Here is a 14403-nt window from a genome sequence, read left to right as displayed (position 1 = left end):
ACGTAGAAACCAGTTAAAGTACAGCCTCAGAGCGTTGTACATGCGTGACTAGCTTCACACACGTGGCTTGGTACGAAATAAATATAACGCCGCGTTAAGTGGTGAGCAACGCAGACCACTGCACCTAAAGTATTGTGCCGTAAACACTAAAAATGAAGCAAACTAAAAATGCCGAACGTTGGGAATCCGTCTTAAACGCTTTGTTATAGCGCATCTTCCGACGCGCGCATTACCGACAATACTTTCGATAGTACGCTTGGAATACCCGTACCTTTTAAGTAATTAATACTCGTATTTCGACTTGTGGTTTCATCAAACAATTCGTGAAACGAGCTTTGTTTTTCAATGACAACAGCAGGCAACTCATAACCATCTTCGTTGAATTGGTCTGCTGTAATATCAATGATATAGCCATTGCACACCAACCATGCATGGGACTGGTTGAAATTTTCACCTAGCCCACTGCCACAGACATATTCACTGTCTAAGTTGTGGTACTGCAATAAATACAAGCCTAATAAATCTGTGGCATCTCCACAGCAACCATTTGGAAAGCCAGAAGAGTGATAAAAGCTAGTCATGCTATGAAAGTCTGATTTCTCAAAACTAGCCAAAATATCTCTAATTTGATGAATCTCTTTCTTCACTTCTATATTCAAACTAAACTCCAATATTGCCTAGCGCTATAACGCACAATTAAGGTGTGAAGCACGCGACCACTTCACTCAACTTGACCACCGTAAACACAAAACTCAACCCAAACCAAAAATGCCAAGCGTGCTGAATCACTCTTAAATTGTTTGTTAAGCATTATTTTGAGAAGCCATCGTTGAATTGTTGGTGGATCTTTGACAGTTCAATCTCTTCTAGAGGCACATCTGCGCCGGGCATTGCATTACCCTTATAATTTATATTTCCATACGGAAAAACATATGGATTTTCTTCGGTAATTTCAGAAAGATTGATGTCAATTAACAGCTTTGATTTTGGACATCTCGTACTTCGAAAACCATTGCCATTTACATAGGGCATCTTTTTGATTGCTTGAGCCAGTATATTGTTAGAACAACGTAAAAACTCACTATTAACAAATATGTACGACTGGTTTTCTAAAGTTTCTCTGCCAACAAAAGCTATAAAACTGATGTTTTTGTACAGTTCATTGAACTCAAAGACAACAGGACGATTAAGCCCAAGTTGCTCAATATCATTAAACTGACATTTTCCACTGGATAATAAATCGAGCAGCTCTAATGTAGTTATCGATAACTGGAAAGCTCCAAGGTTATGCATTGTATTCTTGTGATGTTCAGGAACGCGTCCCTATTACAAGCATACTTCTTGTTGATTTTTATTAATTTTCTTTTGACACCCTGAATCAACGGCTTCACTTGCTTACTTAACTCTACAGAGCGAGTTTGCCCGACTGACATTTTAGACTGTATGCGAGCTATTTCTTTATCGAGTTCAATTTCTGTCTTAGTTAACAAACCACCTTTCGGACCGCTAACGTCGACAAACAATATGTCTTCAAGAGAGTCATTTACATCGTCTGAGATTACATAATCAGGAGTATGATAGCTCTCAAGTTGTGACATTTTTCGAAGAGAAAGGTAACGGCTGTTTCCTCCATTTTTTATCTCCTCCTCATAACGTTCTATATCTGAGTCTTTTAATCTAAATTTCTTTAGCAAGTATTCACCTGCAAACTCTTCACTATTCATTGAAACCTCATGTTGAGCAAACACCATAATGCTTAACGCCGCGTTAAGTGGTGAACAACGCAACCACTAAACCTAAGCCATTGTACCTTAAACACTTAATTCAACTGGAAGTAAAATCGCCAAGCGTTGTGAATCCGCCTTAAACGCTTTGTTATATTGATGCCGCCAAAACCAATTTATTGATTTAACTGGGATGCGAACAACAGTAGCGAAAAAATAGCAAAGCTGTACCTGAGATCATTTCTTAGTTTTATCAACCTCTTATTATTCAGTTGATCCAGATCTTTACCGAAAAGCATCGGGACAAATAAGAACATACCAAAATGGAACACTACGAACGGTGGAGCCCCTCTAGAACGCCAATGCTCATGCTCCATTTCATTCCATTAATCATAAAAACTCTTGCTGGATTTTATGAGCGGAAACATTGAAACCAACACCGCACAAACCATCAGAGTGTTAAATAACTCACCCATTTTAATCCCTGAACTTGAAAAACAATATAACGCCCTGTTAAGGGGTGAGCAACGCAATACCGAAGCCGCCGCATACCACCTTAATCACTAAAACCAACGCATAGTAAAAATGCCACGCGTTGCGAATCCCTCTTGAACAGTTTGTTAGGGCGCAGAGCCTATTGATACACGCTGACTTCTATTAAGTTTTTATCAAGATCCAAAAAATAGACCGATTGGATTGCACCGACAGCTCCTGATTTTTCGACTGGACCCTCTATGATTTTGACATTTTCTTTGACTAAATGGTTTACCACTGATGTCAACGGCCAATCTGAAATTAAGCAAACATCACCTGAACCAACATTAGCTACATTTCGCGGTTCTTGGCCAAGAAACTGAAAGTTAATCTTTTGATTTCCGAACGTTACAGCCTTACGGCCATTGGCAAAAGTCACCTCTTCCATGCACAAAACCCGTTTATAAAAGTCCACTGATTTTTCTATGTCGGAGACTGTGAGAACAATATGATCTATGTGATGAATCATCATTTTACTCCTTGCGCCCTAACGCCCTGCTAAGGGGTGAGCAATGCACTGCAAAAGCCACTGCACACCACCTTAATCACAAAACTCACCGCATGCTGAAAATGCCACGCATTGCGAATCCCACTTAAGCAGTTTGTTAGTTTTTCTGCCGCCTAAGCTCAAACTCTTCAAATCGATGGCCAAGAGAATATATGTAAATCAATAAAGCTTCGGTCAAATCGAGGCAGTCTTTAGCATCCTCTTTACTGACATTGGCAGTGATTGCGTGAGCAGCATCATTGCCCAAGGCACGAATGCCATGCGCCCAAGAGAGCAAGCGTGCATCAATGTGCCCCGCCTTGTGAAGACTTTCTAGTCTATCGTAAAAATTATGTCCTTTCGCTGAGTACAGTTGACACATGATTTCTAGTGCTCGACGACACATTAATGCACAAGGTTCATATAATGATGCTGAAAAACACTTCGTTGCTTGCTCGTAAGCGAGGTTGATCTCGTTAGGTAAGTTCACCAATTCAGTAGATTTAAGTGCCGGGTATAACAGCTCTTCTTCTACCACTTCTTCAAACTCTGCAGGGATTCCCATTAATTTTTTTCTTATGAAAAACGGATGATCACACTTTTTACACAATGAGACTAGGTAGTAATCAGAATGGTAAATAGAATCAACTTCATCTAGTGGGTTTTTGGCTTCACTCTGAAATCGACCTACCCCCTGTAGCACTACATTACTTACAACCATCATATTGCAGTCAGGACAAAATACATCTATGAACTCTTTACTCAAACTTTAGCTCCGATTCCTATTAAAAAACTAACGCCTTGTTAAGGTGTGAGGTACGCAATACCGAAGCTTACGCATACCACCTTAACCACTAAAACCAACGCATACTAAAAATGCCACGCGTGCCGAATCACTCTTGAACAATTTGTTATACGAATTTCTCCTTCAGTGCCAACACTTGTTGTTCAAATAACTCACAATCTGACTTTGAGTATGACTTAGCGACATTAACCCATTGAACGCCCGTTTCATCTATGTGGCGAAACTCGACTTGAAGCGCATATTTAGAACAACGAAGAAGAGCAAAAACGAAACCTACAGCCGTCAAACTAAGAACTAAAACTTGTAGCCATTGCGGTGCCTCTTCAAAGCTTGGAATGGCTAACCAAACAGCCCCTGAAAAAATAAACACCCAGAATAACACTTGACCTAAATTATCAAGAAAACTTAACTTTTTAACCCTAGCATTGTTTATCTTAGACAAAGGATATGAATTTTTCTTAAACCTGAACTCTTTTGAATCCAAGCTAAAATCAGTACTCTTGTACATAAATTCCCTCTATTCGTATAACGCCCTGTTAAGGGGTGAGCAACGCAATACCTAAGCCGCCGCATACCACCTTAATCACTTAAACCAACGCATAGTGAAAATGCCACGCGTTGTGAATCCCTCTTGAACAGTTTGTTATGTAGCGATGCTCGCAAGGACACAAACCAAGAATGCAGGCACGCCAGCTATGAGCAGTTTGATACAAAAGGCTGTATTTTCTGAGAACCGCTCATCATCGATTTCGTCCGCAACACTACGGTCAACCATTGAGTCTGTAATCCTATCAACCTTGTCGTCAGACTGCCCCATACCACCCAGAGGTGGATACATGAAAAATAAGGCTGTCGTTCCCCATATAAGCATTACGATGAAAAATGCGTAGTCCGATACAAACTTAAGTCCAAAGAAGCCTGTAGACATCTCTAGACCAACAACTATTACGGCTGCTATTACATTCGCAACCAATACAAATCGAACTAAACCAAGCATTTATACTCCATTTCTTACCTAGCTACATAACGCCGCATTAAGGTGTGAGCGACGCTTGGCTATACTTGAGCGAAGCGAAAACGCCAAGCGTTGCGAATCACTCTTAAATGCCTTGTTAGAACAATAGAGATCGCGGACTAAACAATTCTTTATGCCAGTCTAGCTCAGAGTCTTCGATGTAAGCTTCAATACCGTACTTTGTCATAATTTCAGATACAACATCTTTAAACCAAGGAGTTGCATTGGGAGCAAATATGATTTCATCTATAAAGTCTTTACTGACAGGTAAAGTAATCCCAAAATTTCTATTTCGCTCGTATGGTTCGACAGTCGTTTTATCGACAACACAAAGTCGAATTTCCTGTTCGTGACGATACGCAGGATGTTTATAGAAAAAGTCATCAAGCTTGCCGTCAAACAAATATTCGCACTCTCTTGAGGAACTTCGTGCGCACTCCCTTTGATACAATGGCTTAGGGTACTCAGAGAAACTAAAGTACGAAACAAAATTTAAGCGACAAGGATATGATTTGTATTTTTTTGAATGTTCAATAAGACCTTGAAGTTTGGCTGTTGTAGTCTTGATCATAAGTGACTCGGCATTCGAGCCATATAAGTTCCACATAGCCATAGACTCACCAGTAGATTTGTACCAACAACTCGTATAAATCCACTCTTTAGCCCAATCATTTTCCATTTTTGGGGCAATTCCCTGTCCATCAGAGTTGAACATAACAGATGCAAGCCCCTCTAACTCATCTTCAAATAATGATGTTTTAGGTATAAACAGACCTTTTGTGATCAGACTAATAAACTGGGGCAATTGAATATACCTTGCGATTTCCATTAATATCCTACTTCTATAATTAAACTATGTTCTAACGCCGCATTAAGGGGTGAACAACGCATTCCACCCAAACTAAACCATTGTGCCGTAAACACTAAAGCCAATTCAAACCAAAACTGCCGAGCGTTGTGAATCCCTCTTGAATGCTTTGTTAGTTGCCAAACCTAAAGCTTTGATTTGAAGTCGATTGCCGTTTTGCCAACACTTGCTTTACGTATTTTTGAAAACTCAAATCAGGCGCAGTTTCAAAGCGTTTGTCACTGAAACCACTTGGAACACGCAACGCCGTAGAAAGCGAACTGACAACACCAAAAAGACCTTTTGGAGAAACAATGCCACAAAGCTGACTTTCAACAAGTAAATCAGCTTCTGAAACGGCAAACCAAACTAGAAAAAGATCGAAACTCAATTCCGCAAGCCAAGATCCCGAAGTTCGAAGTGCATAATCGAGCAAAGCACACGAACGATTAGACCTAAACACTCTGTTTTAGCTGCGATTTTCTCGTTGGCAACTAACGCCGCATTAAGGTGCGAACAACGCTAAGCACCTACACTAAACCCTTACACCTTAAACACTAAAGCCAAGTTTAAACTGAGATCGCCAAGCGTTGTGAGTCACTCTTAAATGCTTTGTTATGCGTGATTTTTGACGTACTTTGTCATTGCTGTCTCTGAAACTGATAGACCATCGATTCTATATTGATCTTTGAACTCTCCGACAACACTGAAACCTGTTTTAAGATAGAGGTTCTTTGCCGGAATATTTTCCGATAATACACAAAGATCGAGCCAATCAATTTCTGCTTTTTCTTCGCAGAAGTTTATGACTGTATCAATCAGCCTTTGACCAAGGCCTTGCTTGCGACAAGTGGCATCTACGCCCATGCCAAGTAAAACTCTGTGAGAACGGCTTTCATCGCCATGGTAGCGAAGATCAATGTGTCCTTTGATACTTCCAGAAGTGTCTTTTACAACCCAGAGCTTTCTCCAACCTAAATCGCCGAACTGATGTGAAAAACCTTGGATAAACTTATCTTTTGTTGTTTCTGGAATTTCACTTTCCTCTCTGGAAATTGGTTGGAAAAGAGGAACTTCGCCATTACCATTTTCATACAGCTGATTTTCAAGATACGCAAAGAATGAATCTAAATCCGATTTTTCAGCTTCTACTACTTTCATCTAATACTCCATCGATTACGCATAACGCCCTGTTAAGGGGTGAGCAACGCAATACCGAAGCCACCGCATACCACCTTAACCACTAAACGCACCGCATATTGAAAATGCCACGCGTTGCGAATCCCTCTTGAACAGTTTGTTATGCGATAACTGTTGAGTGCGCAGAGATAACCTGCCAGTTACCCTTTTGCTTTGTCCAAACACGAGAAAATGCAAACTCACCGTTTGCTACAGCCCCATTATAACTGCCTTTGATTTCCGCGTTTACGTAAACCAAAACGACATTATTCTGAGGCACTACGTGAAGATCATGGAATTGAATTGACTTAATAGCTAGTAAGCCAGAGCCATGCAGTGCTATATCGTCTTGTTTAGAAGTTCGATGACCAAGGTGATTAACAAATACCAAGTCATCAGACAATAAGTCTTGCAAGGCAATCATATCTGAATTGAGCATTGAAGTTTTTAACTTCTCCTCTGCTTCAATTATTTCTTTAACTACATTGCTTTCCATACTATCAACTTCCTCATATCGCATAACGCCCTGTTAAGGGGTGAGCAACGCAATACCGAAGCTACTGCATACCACCTTAAACACTGAACGCAACGCATAGTAAAAATGCCACGCGTTGCGAATCACTCTTAAACAGTTTGTTATGTGAATTTTTACAGACGTATTGTGCGAACTGGGTTGCTATTGTTCCATGTTACGAATTTAGCCAACTCATCGGAATCAATATGGCAAGGATCCCTGAAATAGATATTAATTCGTCCTTCAAGCTCTTCATGTGGCTCAACACCAACAATACTCCCTATTAAAGCAACACCTTTGGCATTCGTTAGTACCACAAAAGAAGAATCTCTAGCATTACTAATACTGGCTTTAAAACCATGAGCTCTAAGCTTAAATGTGCTTTCTTGAATACTATTTTTTTCTGTCAGGTCATCATTTAGCCGTACAACAACACAATTTTTATTACGCTCACCAAAAATAGGCTTCGCTAGTCGACGTTCAACCTCTGCCAACAAAGGCTCTTTCCTTATTTTATTCACTCTTTTTCCTTTTCTACAATTTCCATTTTGGGTAGGAATTACCAAATTCACATAACGCCCTGTTAAGGGGTGAGCAGCGCAATACCGATGCTTCCGCACACCACCTTAAACACTAAAAACAACGCATAGTGAAAATGCCACGCGTTGCGAATCCCTCTTGAACAGTTTGTTAGGGCGCAGAGCCTATTGATACACGCTGACTTCTATTAAGTTTTTATCAAGATCCAAAAAATAGACCGATTGGATTGCACCAACAGCTCCTGATTTTTCGACTGGACCCTCAATGATTTTGACATTTTCTTTGACTAAATGATTTACCACCGATGTCAACGGCCAATCTGAAACTAAGCAAACATCACCTGAACCAACATTAGCTACATTTCGTGGTTCTTGACCAAGAAGCTGAAAGTTAATCTTTTGATTTCCGAACGTTACTGCCTTACGGCCATTGGCAAAAGTTACTTCTTCCATGCACAAAACCCGTTTATAAAAGTCCACTGATTTTTCTATGTCGGAGACTGTGAGAACAATATGATCTATGTGATGAATCATCATTTTACTCCTTGCGCCCTAACGCCCTGTTAAGGGGTGAGCAACGCAATACCGATGCCGCCGCAGACTACCTTAAACACTAAACGCAACGCATAGCAAAAATGCCACGCGTTGCGAATCACTCTTAAACAGATTGTTATGCATTTACACTACCGAAGACCGCTTTACTTCCCAGTACTTAAGCTCTGCGTCATCAAATTTTTGTTCGAGCGCATCTAGGTCATGCTTGATTTTGAAATTTCGTTCGTCGTCAGTGATAGGAAGTAACCAAGCTACGTGAGCGTGGGAACTATTTAGAGGCATTATTTCCAAGTCCTCTCCAAATGGATACGGCAACGAAATTAGCCAGTTTTCACAGTTAGAACCCTCAAGCCAAGGCTCACCAATAGGCAAGGTATGGCCAAAACCCAAATTATGATTCGAATGGTAATAAGTTACCATTGCCAGCATTTCAACTAGACGATTTGACTCGATCGGTGATACGACAACAAACTCGTGAAGAGCAGAATCACTGTGTGTAATCTCTGATGCACCTACTGAGCAATACACCCACATATTAATTTGAGGGCCAGGTGCAAACCTGACAACCTGAAAATCGGGTACAATTTTCTTAATTGGCCCAAGCTCCCAAGACAATATCTCGAAATCATGACCTTCAAAGAACTCTGCGTAATGTTTAATAATCTTTTCTTTAGTAGACTTCATAATATCCTTGATGCATAACGCCCAATTAAGGGGTGAACAACGCCTCCACCTAACCTAACGCATAGTGCCATAAACACTAAGTTTGAAGTAGAAGCAAAAGTGCCAAGCGTTGTGAATCCCTCTTAAATTGCTTGTTATGAGAACATTTACGGCATATAAAACTTCTTAGCTTTCTCTTTTTTGTCTGTCCAACAACTGCTTATATTACGTTCTCTACAGCGACGATACGCGGCTTCACCAAGTAACTCTTTTGTTTTAAAAAGGTTGGACTCCGTGACGTCATCACCTCTTGCTGTATTATCACGCCACCCTAAAAAATACTTCTTATGTGCCTCTTCAATGTCATTGGAGTATTGCGCAACTTCGTGTGGCTCAGCTTTTTGACGTAAATATGCCTTATCAGGAATGCGACGATTAAAATCTACAAAAAACTTACTAGGACTAAAAGGGTTCTCAGGATCATATTTCAGTCCTAACACTCTACATAGTTCTCGATATACTGGCTTGTCTAAGTGTGTAGAGATCTGAAAGCCTCTTTCCATAGGGATTTCAAAACTAAAGTTTTCGCCCTTAGCTCCAAAAAGAAGCAGAAAATTACTAGAATCAATAAAAAAGAAAACATCAAACACACCTTGATTGAGTGAGAATTCAAACTTGTATCGTTCAATGCCTTGCTGTTTCATGCTTTTATATAAAGGAATAATTCCCTCAAGTTTCATAAACTCTCCTAGTGATAGATCGATAATTAATGTTCTCATAACGCCCGCTTAAGTGGTGAGCAACGCAATACGATGCCTCCGCACACCACCTAAATCACTAAATTTGCCGCAAACCACAAATGCCACGCGTTGCGAATCCGTCTTGAAGCGTTTGTTAGGCGAATAGCCAAGTAATCCGATAAACTATTGTAAGTGTAAAAACTGATCTCGAACCTCCAAGCCTTGTGGAAATTCATTTTTAGCCGCAATAAGTACTTTTAATGTATGAGGTGCAGAGACATCATCTTGCACACTTTTTACGATATACCCTGATTGTTCAAATTCTGTATTAGGTTCGCATTTCCAAGAGTCAGGTAGTTGAGTGTGACATGCCGAACTAAACAGCTCTTTAACTAGTTTTTCAAAGTTAACTTCAGCTTCTGATAAAAATTCAGGGTTACTCTTACCTAAGGTTAGTTCAAGCATTGTGGCACTTTCATGAGAACCGTAGATATAGTAAGCAACCACATTTCGCTCTAATGAATCTGATGTTATAGAAACTTGCGGACTACTTAATACTTTCCCATATGTGCAATTATTTGACTTTGTAAGATGCAAACCTTTATTAACTAACAAAGCTCTTACATCGTTAAATTTCCAACTCATTCGTCTCTCCTTAAGTTTAAATTTTCCATTTCGCCTAACGCCCTGTTAAGGGGTGAGCAGCGCAATACCGATGCTTCCGCACACCACCTTAAACACTAAAAACAACGCATAGTGAAAATGCCACGCGTTGCGAATCCCTCTTGAACAGTTTGTTAGGGCGCAGAGCCTATTGATACACGCTGACTTCTATTAAGTTTTTATCAAGATCCAAAAAATAGACCGATTGGATTGCACCAACAGCTCCTGATTTTTCGACTGGACCCTCAATGATTTTGACATTTTCTTTGACTAAATGATTTACCACCGATGTCAACGGCCAATCTGAAACTAAGCAAACATCACCTGAACCAACATTAGCTACATTTCGTGGTTCTTGACCAAGAAGCTGAAAGTTAATCTTTTGATTTCCGAACGTTACTGCCTTACGGCCATTGGCAAAAGTTACTTCTTCCATGCACAAAACCCGTTTATAAAAGTCCACTGATTTTTCTATGTCGGAGATTGTGAGAACAATATGATCTATGTGATGAATCATCATTTTACTCCTTGCGCCCTAACGCCTTGTTAAGGTGTGAGGCACGCAATACCAAAGCTTCCGCATACCACCTTAACCACTAAAACCAACGCATAGTAAAATTGCCACGCGTGCCGAATCACTCTTGAACAATTTGTTATGCGTATGGTTTAACGCCTAAACTCTTTATCACTTCATGACTGTGCATTACACGTGAGACTGCGCTCTCTGTCAGCCACCAATTATCCCTGCGAGTGCTTCTATCGTTTACAAAGTAACCATAAAGATCCAAGCTTTGCGGTAAGACGTTTTTAAATAGGTGCTTTGCCCGTTTTATGTGGAAAGCCGTTGTCAGTATTGCCACTGATTTTTTCGCGACTTCACTTTCTACGATAATCTCTGTGGAAAATTGTGCATTCTCTACTGTATTTTTTGCATGTGGCTCTAAGATAATATCCGATTCTGAAACACCATTAGTCAAAGCATACTCTCTCATCGACTCAAATTCGGGCTTTCGATCTATTGCCAAGTTGCCACCTGACAACAGAAGCTTGGAAACTTTTTTCTCTTTGTACAGTTGTACAGCAGTTGGCATCTTGTATTGAGTTGCTTTGTAACTACCAAGAACAACAAGTACTTCTGCATGTTGGAACTCATCTTGGTGTTTCGGAAAAACCACCTGCGTAATACTCTCGATTTCGTTTTTATTCAATCCTATTCCCTTACACGATTGAGTGAATACGCATAACGCCGCGTTAAGGTGCGAGCAACGCAATACAGAAGCCTCTGCAATGCACCGTAATCACTTAACCCAACGCATATCAAAAATGCCACGCGTTGTGAGTCGCTCTTGAACGCTTTGTTATGTGTATTTATACATTTCTATATCTTTACCGTGCTGAAAATAGCCCCAAATTCTAACACCACACTCTGTGAGAGATATTTTAGCATTTTGCTCTTTACATATAGCAATGACCTTATCCCTATGATCTAGAACTTCTGGCTCCAGCAAAACGCCTCTTGAATGAGAGATACGAGCATCAATATCAATAAAATGTATCGCTCGAAAGTTTCCCCATATTTGTGCCAGTTCACTGGTATATTGATAGCTAGAGTCACTTTCCGGCCATGTTGACCCGTCAATGTAGGTAACTCGGTAGCTTAGTAGCTCATCGATATCGCTCAACGCTGCAAGCAAATTGTTCCACTTAGTGTTATTCATAACACCAAAAAGACCATTACTATCAATTAGTTTAATGATATTTGACTTTAAATCTAAACGCATAAATTCCCAATACACATAACGCCTTGTTAAGGTGTGAGGCACGCAATACCTAAGCCACCGCATACCACCTTAACCACTGAACCTAACGCATAGTAAAAATGCCACGCGTGCCGAATCACTCTTGAACAATTTGTTAGCTTTCTAGCCAACGAAGTACGCTGAATCATTTTCTGCAAACAAACAATCCAACGGGTAAGGCAGCTCAAGCCTTGGCATATTTCCTTTTGAAAACCATTTAAGGCATACCGTTTCATCATCAAGTGCGGATTGAGAACAACTTTCTACTACACATTTGAACATGATAACTGTGTATTCAACTTAATCACCATTTGGGTATGTAAAACCAAAACCCTCACCGCCGAATACACCAAGTAGGCGATCTACTTTTACAGCCAAACCTGTTTCCTCGCGAACTTCCCTAATCAATGCTTGCACTGGCGACTCTTGAGGTTCAATCATTCCGGCTGGAAGGCTCCATGTGCCATCTGATTTTTGCTGAAGTAGTAGCTCTTTGTTTTCATTTAAAATGACACCCGCAACGCCGGGGATAAGAAGTGGCATTGTTCCAATCTTAGAACGAACCTCTTTGATATAGTCACTTGAGCTCAATTTTCCTCCTTGAAAGCTAACGCCCTGTTAAGGGGTGAGCAACGCTATACCAAAGCCGCTGCATACTGCCTTAACCACTAAAACCAACGCATAGTAAAAATGCCCCGCGTTGCGAATCCCTCTTAAACAGTTTGTTAGGCATTTGCACCCACCGACTCCAATAAAGTACTAAATCTATTACTGAAATAAGCACCAACCTGTAAAACCACACTCTGATAATTTGAGTTTTCTACGAGAATATCGTAGGACATGATTTTCATAGAAGAAGGATGAATTAATTTTGAACTTAATTTGTATATGAACAAGTAGTCGTCAAGATAACCATACTTTTCGGCTAAGTTTCTCACTTGAAACGCCCCTTTCGATTCAAACGGGCTTTGTTTTAATGCTTGATCCTCGAACAACTGAATGTCTTTCAGCTCTCTAGTATCTAACCCCTTTTTCTCCATTAACTTTATAAAACCATCGCGGACTTCTTTTGAATCTTTATGGGATTGTCCATACCAACTGTATAAAGCCTTTTGATCGGAGGATATGTGTTTTGAAATTAGGTAGATTTCAAATATATTTCGTACAGCGAGACTGGAGAAAGTAAGGTCGTTGAACGAAGCTAGTAGACGATGTGTTTCCCTATGAGCTTCTCTATACAATCCAAGCATTGCGCTACTTTGAGTCGAGTAAGGCAAATTTGATAGGTGAGTAATTGCTGCTGTCAAATTGCTTTCCAAAAGCTCAATACACTCTTTCGTATTTGAATGATTCACCAATTCTTTCTCCTAATGCCTAACGCCGCATTAAGGTGTGAGCAACGCTACCACGATACTAAAACATTGTGCCGTAAACACGAAACCCAACGATGGAATGAAAAATGCCAAGCGTTGGGAATCACTCTTAAATGCTTTGTTAGTTGCTTTTGATACGCTTGAATTTATTCACCAAAAAGTATAGAGACCACAAAACTGAATAGCTTAAATACCAGGTATATTATAAAGCCCAATGAACATAGACTAATGACCCCCCAAGCACCAGAATTTACGTTATAAACAGCCACATTTACGGATTTAAAAAAAGATTGAATAGGAGGATATTTTAAAACTTCCTGGCCGCTTTTGAAAATTATATTGTTACTACCATTTTTATTTACGTCCAATATTAATGGTACCGTTAATGCTCCAACTACAAAAATAAGAATAAATAACATCACCTTACTCCTTCGTAATTAAAACCAAGACATAAACACCAAGTAATGCCGCGCCTAATACACTGCTTATAAATGAAAGAAAGTATTTACCATCGGGATTATCATGTTTAATAGCTGCCGCTAGCTTACCAGTAAGAATCATACTAACAAGAGAAATAAGTAATAACGAAAAAAATTGACATAACCTTTGACTAATTGGCTCAGTTGCAAAAAATGTCATATGTTTAATGATAGCTATATTATCTAAACTAGGAAAATGATCGACAGACGATGTTAGCTGTAGTGAAAATGCTGTCAATATAGAACCAAAAGTTAACACACAATTATCATACCCAAATTTATAAAAAAGAAATTCACCTGCAACCACATCTCCTATGAGAGACTTGATAACTAAGCCAAGTGTGGCGACCATTAATATCAATGGAGCTTTATCAGCTAATGGGTCCATCCAACCTAACTTTGAAGCTAGCATTGGGAAAACAACCATTAATAAAATTGTCATCATGATTCCGGCAAGTAATTTATATATATTATTATTTACCATTAA

The 14403-nt window shown here is 39.8% G+C and carries 22 protein-coding genes and 1 pseudogene; all 23 read right to left on the bottom strand.

Going from position 1 to position 14403, the window contains the following annotated elements:
• Positions 1 to 203 precede the first annotated feature (203 nt).
• A complete protein-coding gene (locus VEA_RS08335; RefSeq protein ID WP_012841682.1) occupies positions 204 to 659 on the bottom strand; it encodes a hypothetical protein in 456 nt (151 codons plus the stop codon).
• 151 nt (positions 660 to 810) lie between these two features.
• Positions 811 to 1293: a hypothetical protein gene (locus VEA_RS08325; RefSeq protein WP_041852926.1), complete on the bottom strand. Its 483-nt coding sequence runs from the start codon at positions 1291 to 1293 to the stop codon at positions 811 to 813.
• Positions 1260 to 1724 carry a hypothetical protein gene (locus tag VEA_RS08320; protein ID WP_041852925.1) on the bottom strand — a complete coding sequence of 155 codons (465 nt, stop codon included), beginning with the start codon at positions 1722 to 1724 and terminating at the stop codon, positions 1260 to 1262. Before VEA_RS08320 ends, VEA_RS08325 begins: the two co-directional genes overlap by 34 nt.
• A 634-nt stretch (positions 1725 to 2358) precedes the next feature.
• Positions 2359 to 2727, bottom strand: coding sequence for a VOC family protein (locus VEA_RS08310; protein WP_024701868.1), 369 nt, complete (start codon positions 2725 to 2727; stop codon positions 2359 to 2361).
• Between the two features lie 136 nt (positions 2728 to 2863).
• The gene (locus VEA_RS08305) at positions 2864 to 3511 is read right to left on the bottom strand and encodes a DUF4145 domain-containing protein (RefSeq protein ID WP_012841679.1); all 648 of its coding nucleotides are present in this window, start codon (positions 3509 to 3511) and stop codon (positions 2864 to 2866) included.
• A gap of 145 nt (positions 3512 to 3656) precedes the next feature.
• On the bottom strand, positions 3657 to 4058 hold the full coding sequence (locus tag VEA_RS08300; protein ID WP_041852924.1) for a hypothetical protein: 402 nt from the start codon (positions 4056 to 4058) through the stop codon (positions 3657 to 3659).
• A 135-nt stretch (positions 4059 to 4193) separates the two neighbouring features.
• Positions 4194 to 4547: a hypothetical protein gene (locus tag VEA_RS08295; protein WP_041852923.1), complete on the bottom strand. Its 354-nt coding sequence runs from the start codon at positions 4545 to 4547 to the stop codon at positions 4194 to 4196.
• Positions 4548 to 4662: 115 nt separating this feature from the next.
• On the bottom strand, positions 4663 to 5394 hold the full coding sequence (locus VEA_RS08290) for a DUF2971 domain-containing protein (protein ID WP_006741449.1): 732 nt from the start codon (positions 5392 to 5394) through the stop codon (positions 4663 to 4665).
• A 151-nt stretch (positions 5395 to 5545) separates the two neighbouring features.
• Positions 5546 to 5803 (bottom strand): hypothetical protein, encoded by a 258-nt coding sequence (locus tag VEA_RS23865; RefSeq protein ID WP_012841676.1) that lies wholly within the window; start codon positions 5801 to 5803, stop codon positions 5546 to 5548.
• A gap of 224 nt (positions 5804 to 6027) precedes the next feature.
• Positions 6028 to 6573, bottom strand: coding sequence for a GNAT family N-acetyltransferase (locus VEA_RS08280; protein WP_012841675.1), 546 nt, complete (start codon positions 6571 to 6573; stop codon positions 6028 to 6030).
• A gap of 139 nt (positions 6574 to 6712) precedes the next feature.
• Positions 6713 to 7087 carry a nuclear transport factor 2 family protein gene (locus VEA_RS08275; protein ID WP_012841674.1) on the bottom strand — a complete coding sequence of 125 codons (375 nt, stop codon included), beginning with the start codon at positions 7085 to 7087 and terminating at the stop codon, positions 6713 to 6715.
• Between the two features lie 152 nt (positions 7088 to 7239).
• On the bottom strand, positions 7240 to 7626 hold the full coding sequence (locus VEA_RS08270) for a hypothetical protein (protein WP_244265466.1): 387 nt from the start codon (positions 7624 to 7626) through the stop codon (positions 7240 to 7242).
• A gap of 183 nt (positions 7627 to 7809) precedes the next feature.
• Entirely contained in the window at positions 7810 to 8178 is a 369-nt protein-coding gene (locus VEA_RS08265; protein WP_017449638.1) for a VOC family protein, read from the bottom strand.
• A gap of 144 nt (positions 8179 to 8322) precedes the next feature.
• Entirely contained in the window at positions 8323 to 8883 is a 561-nt protein-coding gene (locus VEA_RS08260; protein WP_010645278.1) for a suppressor of fused domain protein, read from the bottom strand.
• A gap of 146 nt (positions 8884 to 9029) precedes the next feature.
• Entirely contained in the window at positions 9030 to 9602 is a 573-nt protein-coding gene (locus VEA_RS08255) for a DUF6037 family protein (RefSeq protein WP_041852922.1), read from the bottom strand.
• Positions 9603 to 9785: 183 nt separating this feature from the next.
• Positions 9786 to 10247 (bottom strand): hypothetical protein, encoded by a 462-nt coding sequence (locus VEA_RS08250; protein WP_041852921.1) that lies wholly within the window; start codon positions 10245 to 10247, stop codon positions 9786 to 9788.
• 166 nt (positions 10248 to 10413) lie between these two features.
• On the bottom strand, positions 10414 to 10782 hold the full coding sequence (locus tag VEA_RS08245) for a VOC family protein (RefSeq protein ID WP_041852920.1): 369 nt from the start codon (positions 10780 to 10782) through the stop codon (positions 10414 to 10416).
• Positions 10783 to 10918: 136 nt separating this feature from the next.
• Positions 10919 to 11473 carry a YdcF family protein gene (locus VEA_RS08240; RefSeq protein ID WP_230198171.1) on the bottom strand — a complete coding sequence of 185 codons (555 nt, stop codon included), beginning with the start codon at positions 11471 to 11473 and terminating at the stop codon, positions 10919 to 10921.
• A 150-nt stretch (positions 11474 to 11623) separates the two neighbouring features.
• The gene (locus tag VEA_RS08235) at positions 11624 to 12046 is read right to left on the bottom strand and encodes a DUF6678 family protein (RefSeq protein WP_012841668.1); all 423 of its coding nucleotides are present in this window, start codon (positions 12044 to 12046) and stop codon (positions 11624 to 11626) included.
• Between the two features lie 141 nt (positions 12047 to 12187).
• A pseudogene (locus VEA_RS08230) lies at positions 12188 to 12655 on the bottom strand (NUDIX domain-containing protein).
• Between the two features lie 134 nt (positions 12656 to 12789).
• Positions 12790 to 13419: a DUF5677 domain-containing protein gene (locus tag VEA_RS08225; protein WP_006741447.1), complete on the bottom strand. Its 630-nt coding sequence runs from the start codon at positions 13417 to 13419 to the stop codon at positions 12790 to 12792.
• 164 nt (positions 13420 to 13583) lie between these two features.
• The gene (locus VEA_RS08220) at positions 13584 to 13856 is read right to left on the bottom strand and encodes a hypothetical protein (protein WP_031846386.1); all 273 of its coding nucleotides are present in this window, start codon (positions 13854 to 13856) and stop codon (positions 13584 to 13586) included.
• Positions 13857 to 13860: 4 nt separating this feature from the next.
• Positions 13861 to 14400, bottom strand: coding sequence for a hypothetical protein (locus VEA_RS08215; RefSeq protein WP_031846387.1), 540 nt, complete (start codon positions 14398 to 14400; stop codon positions 13861 to 13863).
• Positions 14401 to 14403: the final 3 nt, after the last annotated feature.

Origin of the sequence: Vibrio antiquarius, from assembly GCF_000024825.1 — a bacterium.
Taxonomy (GTDB): domain Bacteria; phylum Pseudomonadota; class Gammaproteobacteria; order Enterobacterales; family Vibrionaceae; genus Vibrio; species Vibrio diabolicus.
The sequence above is the reverse complement of the archived record's forward strand: the minus strand, read 5'-3'. Positions and strand labels throughout refer to the sequence as shown.

Coding starts and splice junctions, on each gene's coding strand:
- VEA_RS08325 (WP_041852926.1), bottom strand. CDS start 1,293: ATGCATAACCTTGGAGCTTTCCAGTTATCGATAACTACATTAGAGCTG.
- VEA_RS08320 (WP_041852925.1), bottom strand. CDS start 1,724: ATGAATAGTGAAGAGTTTGCAGGTGAATACTTGCTAAAGAAATTTAGA.
- VEA_RS08310 (WP_024701868.1), bottom strand. CDS start 2,727: ATGATTCATCACATAGATCATATTGTTCTCACAGTCTCCGACATAGAA.
- VEA_RS08300 (WP_041852924.1), bottom strand. CDS start 4,058: ATGTACAAGAGTACTGATTTTAGCTTGGATTCAAAAGAGTTCAGGTTT.
- VEA_RS08295 (WP_041852923.1), bottom strand. CDS start 4,547: ATGCTTGGTTTAGTTCGATTTGTATTGGTTGCGAATGTAATAGCAGCC.
- VEA_RS08290 (WP_006741449.1), bottom strand. CDS start 5,394: ATGGAAATCGCAAGGTATATTCAATTGCCCCAGTTTATTAGTCTGATC.
- VEA_RS08280 (WP_012841675.1), bottom strand. CDS start 6,573: ATGAAAGTAGTAGAAGCTGAAAAATCGGATTTAGATTCATTCTTTGCG.
- VEA_RS08275 (WP_012841674.1), bottom strand. CDS start 7,087: ATGGAAAGCAATGTAGTTAAAGAAATAATTGAAGCAGAGGAGAAGTTA.
- VEA_RS08265 (WP_017449638.1), bottom strand. CDS start 8,178: ATGATTCATCACATAGATCATATTGTTCTCACAGTCTCCGACATAGAA.
- VEA_RS08260 (WP_010645278.1), bottom strand. CDS start 8,883: ATGAAGTCTACTAAAGAAAAGATTATTAAACATTACGCAGAGTTCTTT.
- VEA_RS08255 (WP_041852922.1), bottom strand. CDS start 9,602: ATGAAACTTGAGGGAATTATTCCTTTATATAAAAGCATGAAACAGCAA.
- VEA_RS08250 (WP_041852921.1), bottom strand. CDS start 10,247: ATGAGTTGGAAATTTAACGATGTAAGAGCTTTGTTAGTTAATAAAGGT.
- VEA_RS08245 (WP_041852920.1), bottom strand. CDS start 10,782: ATGATTCATCACATAGATCATATTGTTCTCACAATCTCCGACATAGAA.
- VEA_RS08235 (WP_012841668.1), bottom strand. CDS start 12,046: ATGCGTTTAGATTTAAAGTCAAATATCATTAAACTAATTGATAGTAAT.
- VEA_RS08220 (WP_031846386.1), bottom strand. CDS start 13,856: ATGTTATTTATTCTTATTTTTGTAGTTGGAGCATTAACGGTACCATTA.
- VEA_RS08215 (WP_031846387.1), bottom strand. CDS start 14,400: ATGGTAAATAATAATATATATAAATTACTTGCCGGAATCATGATGACA.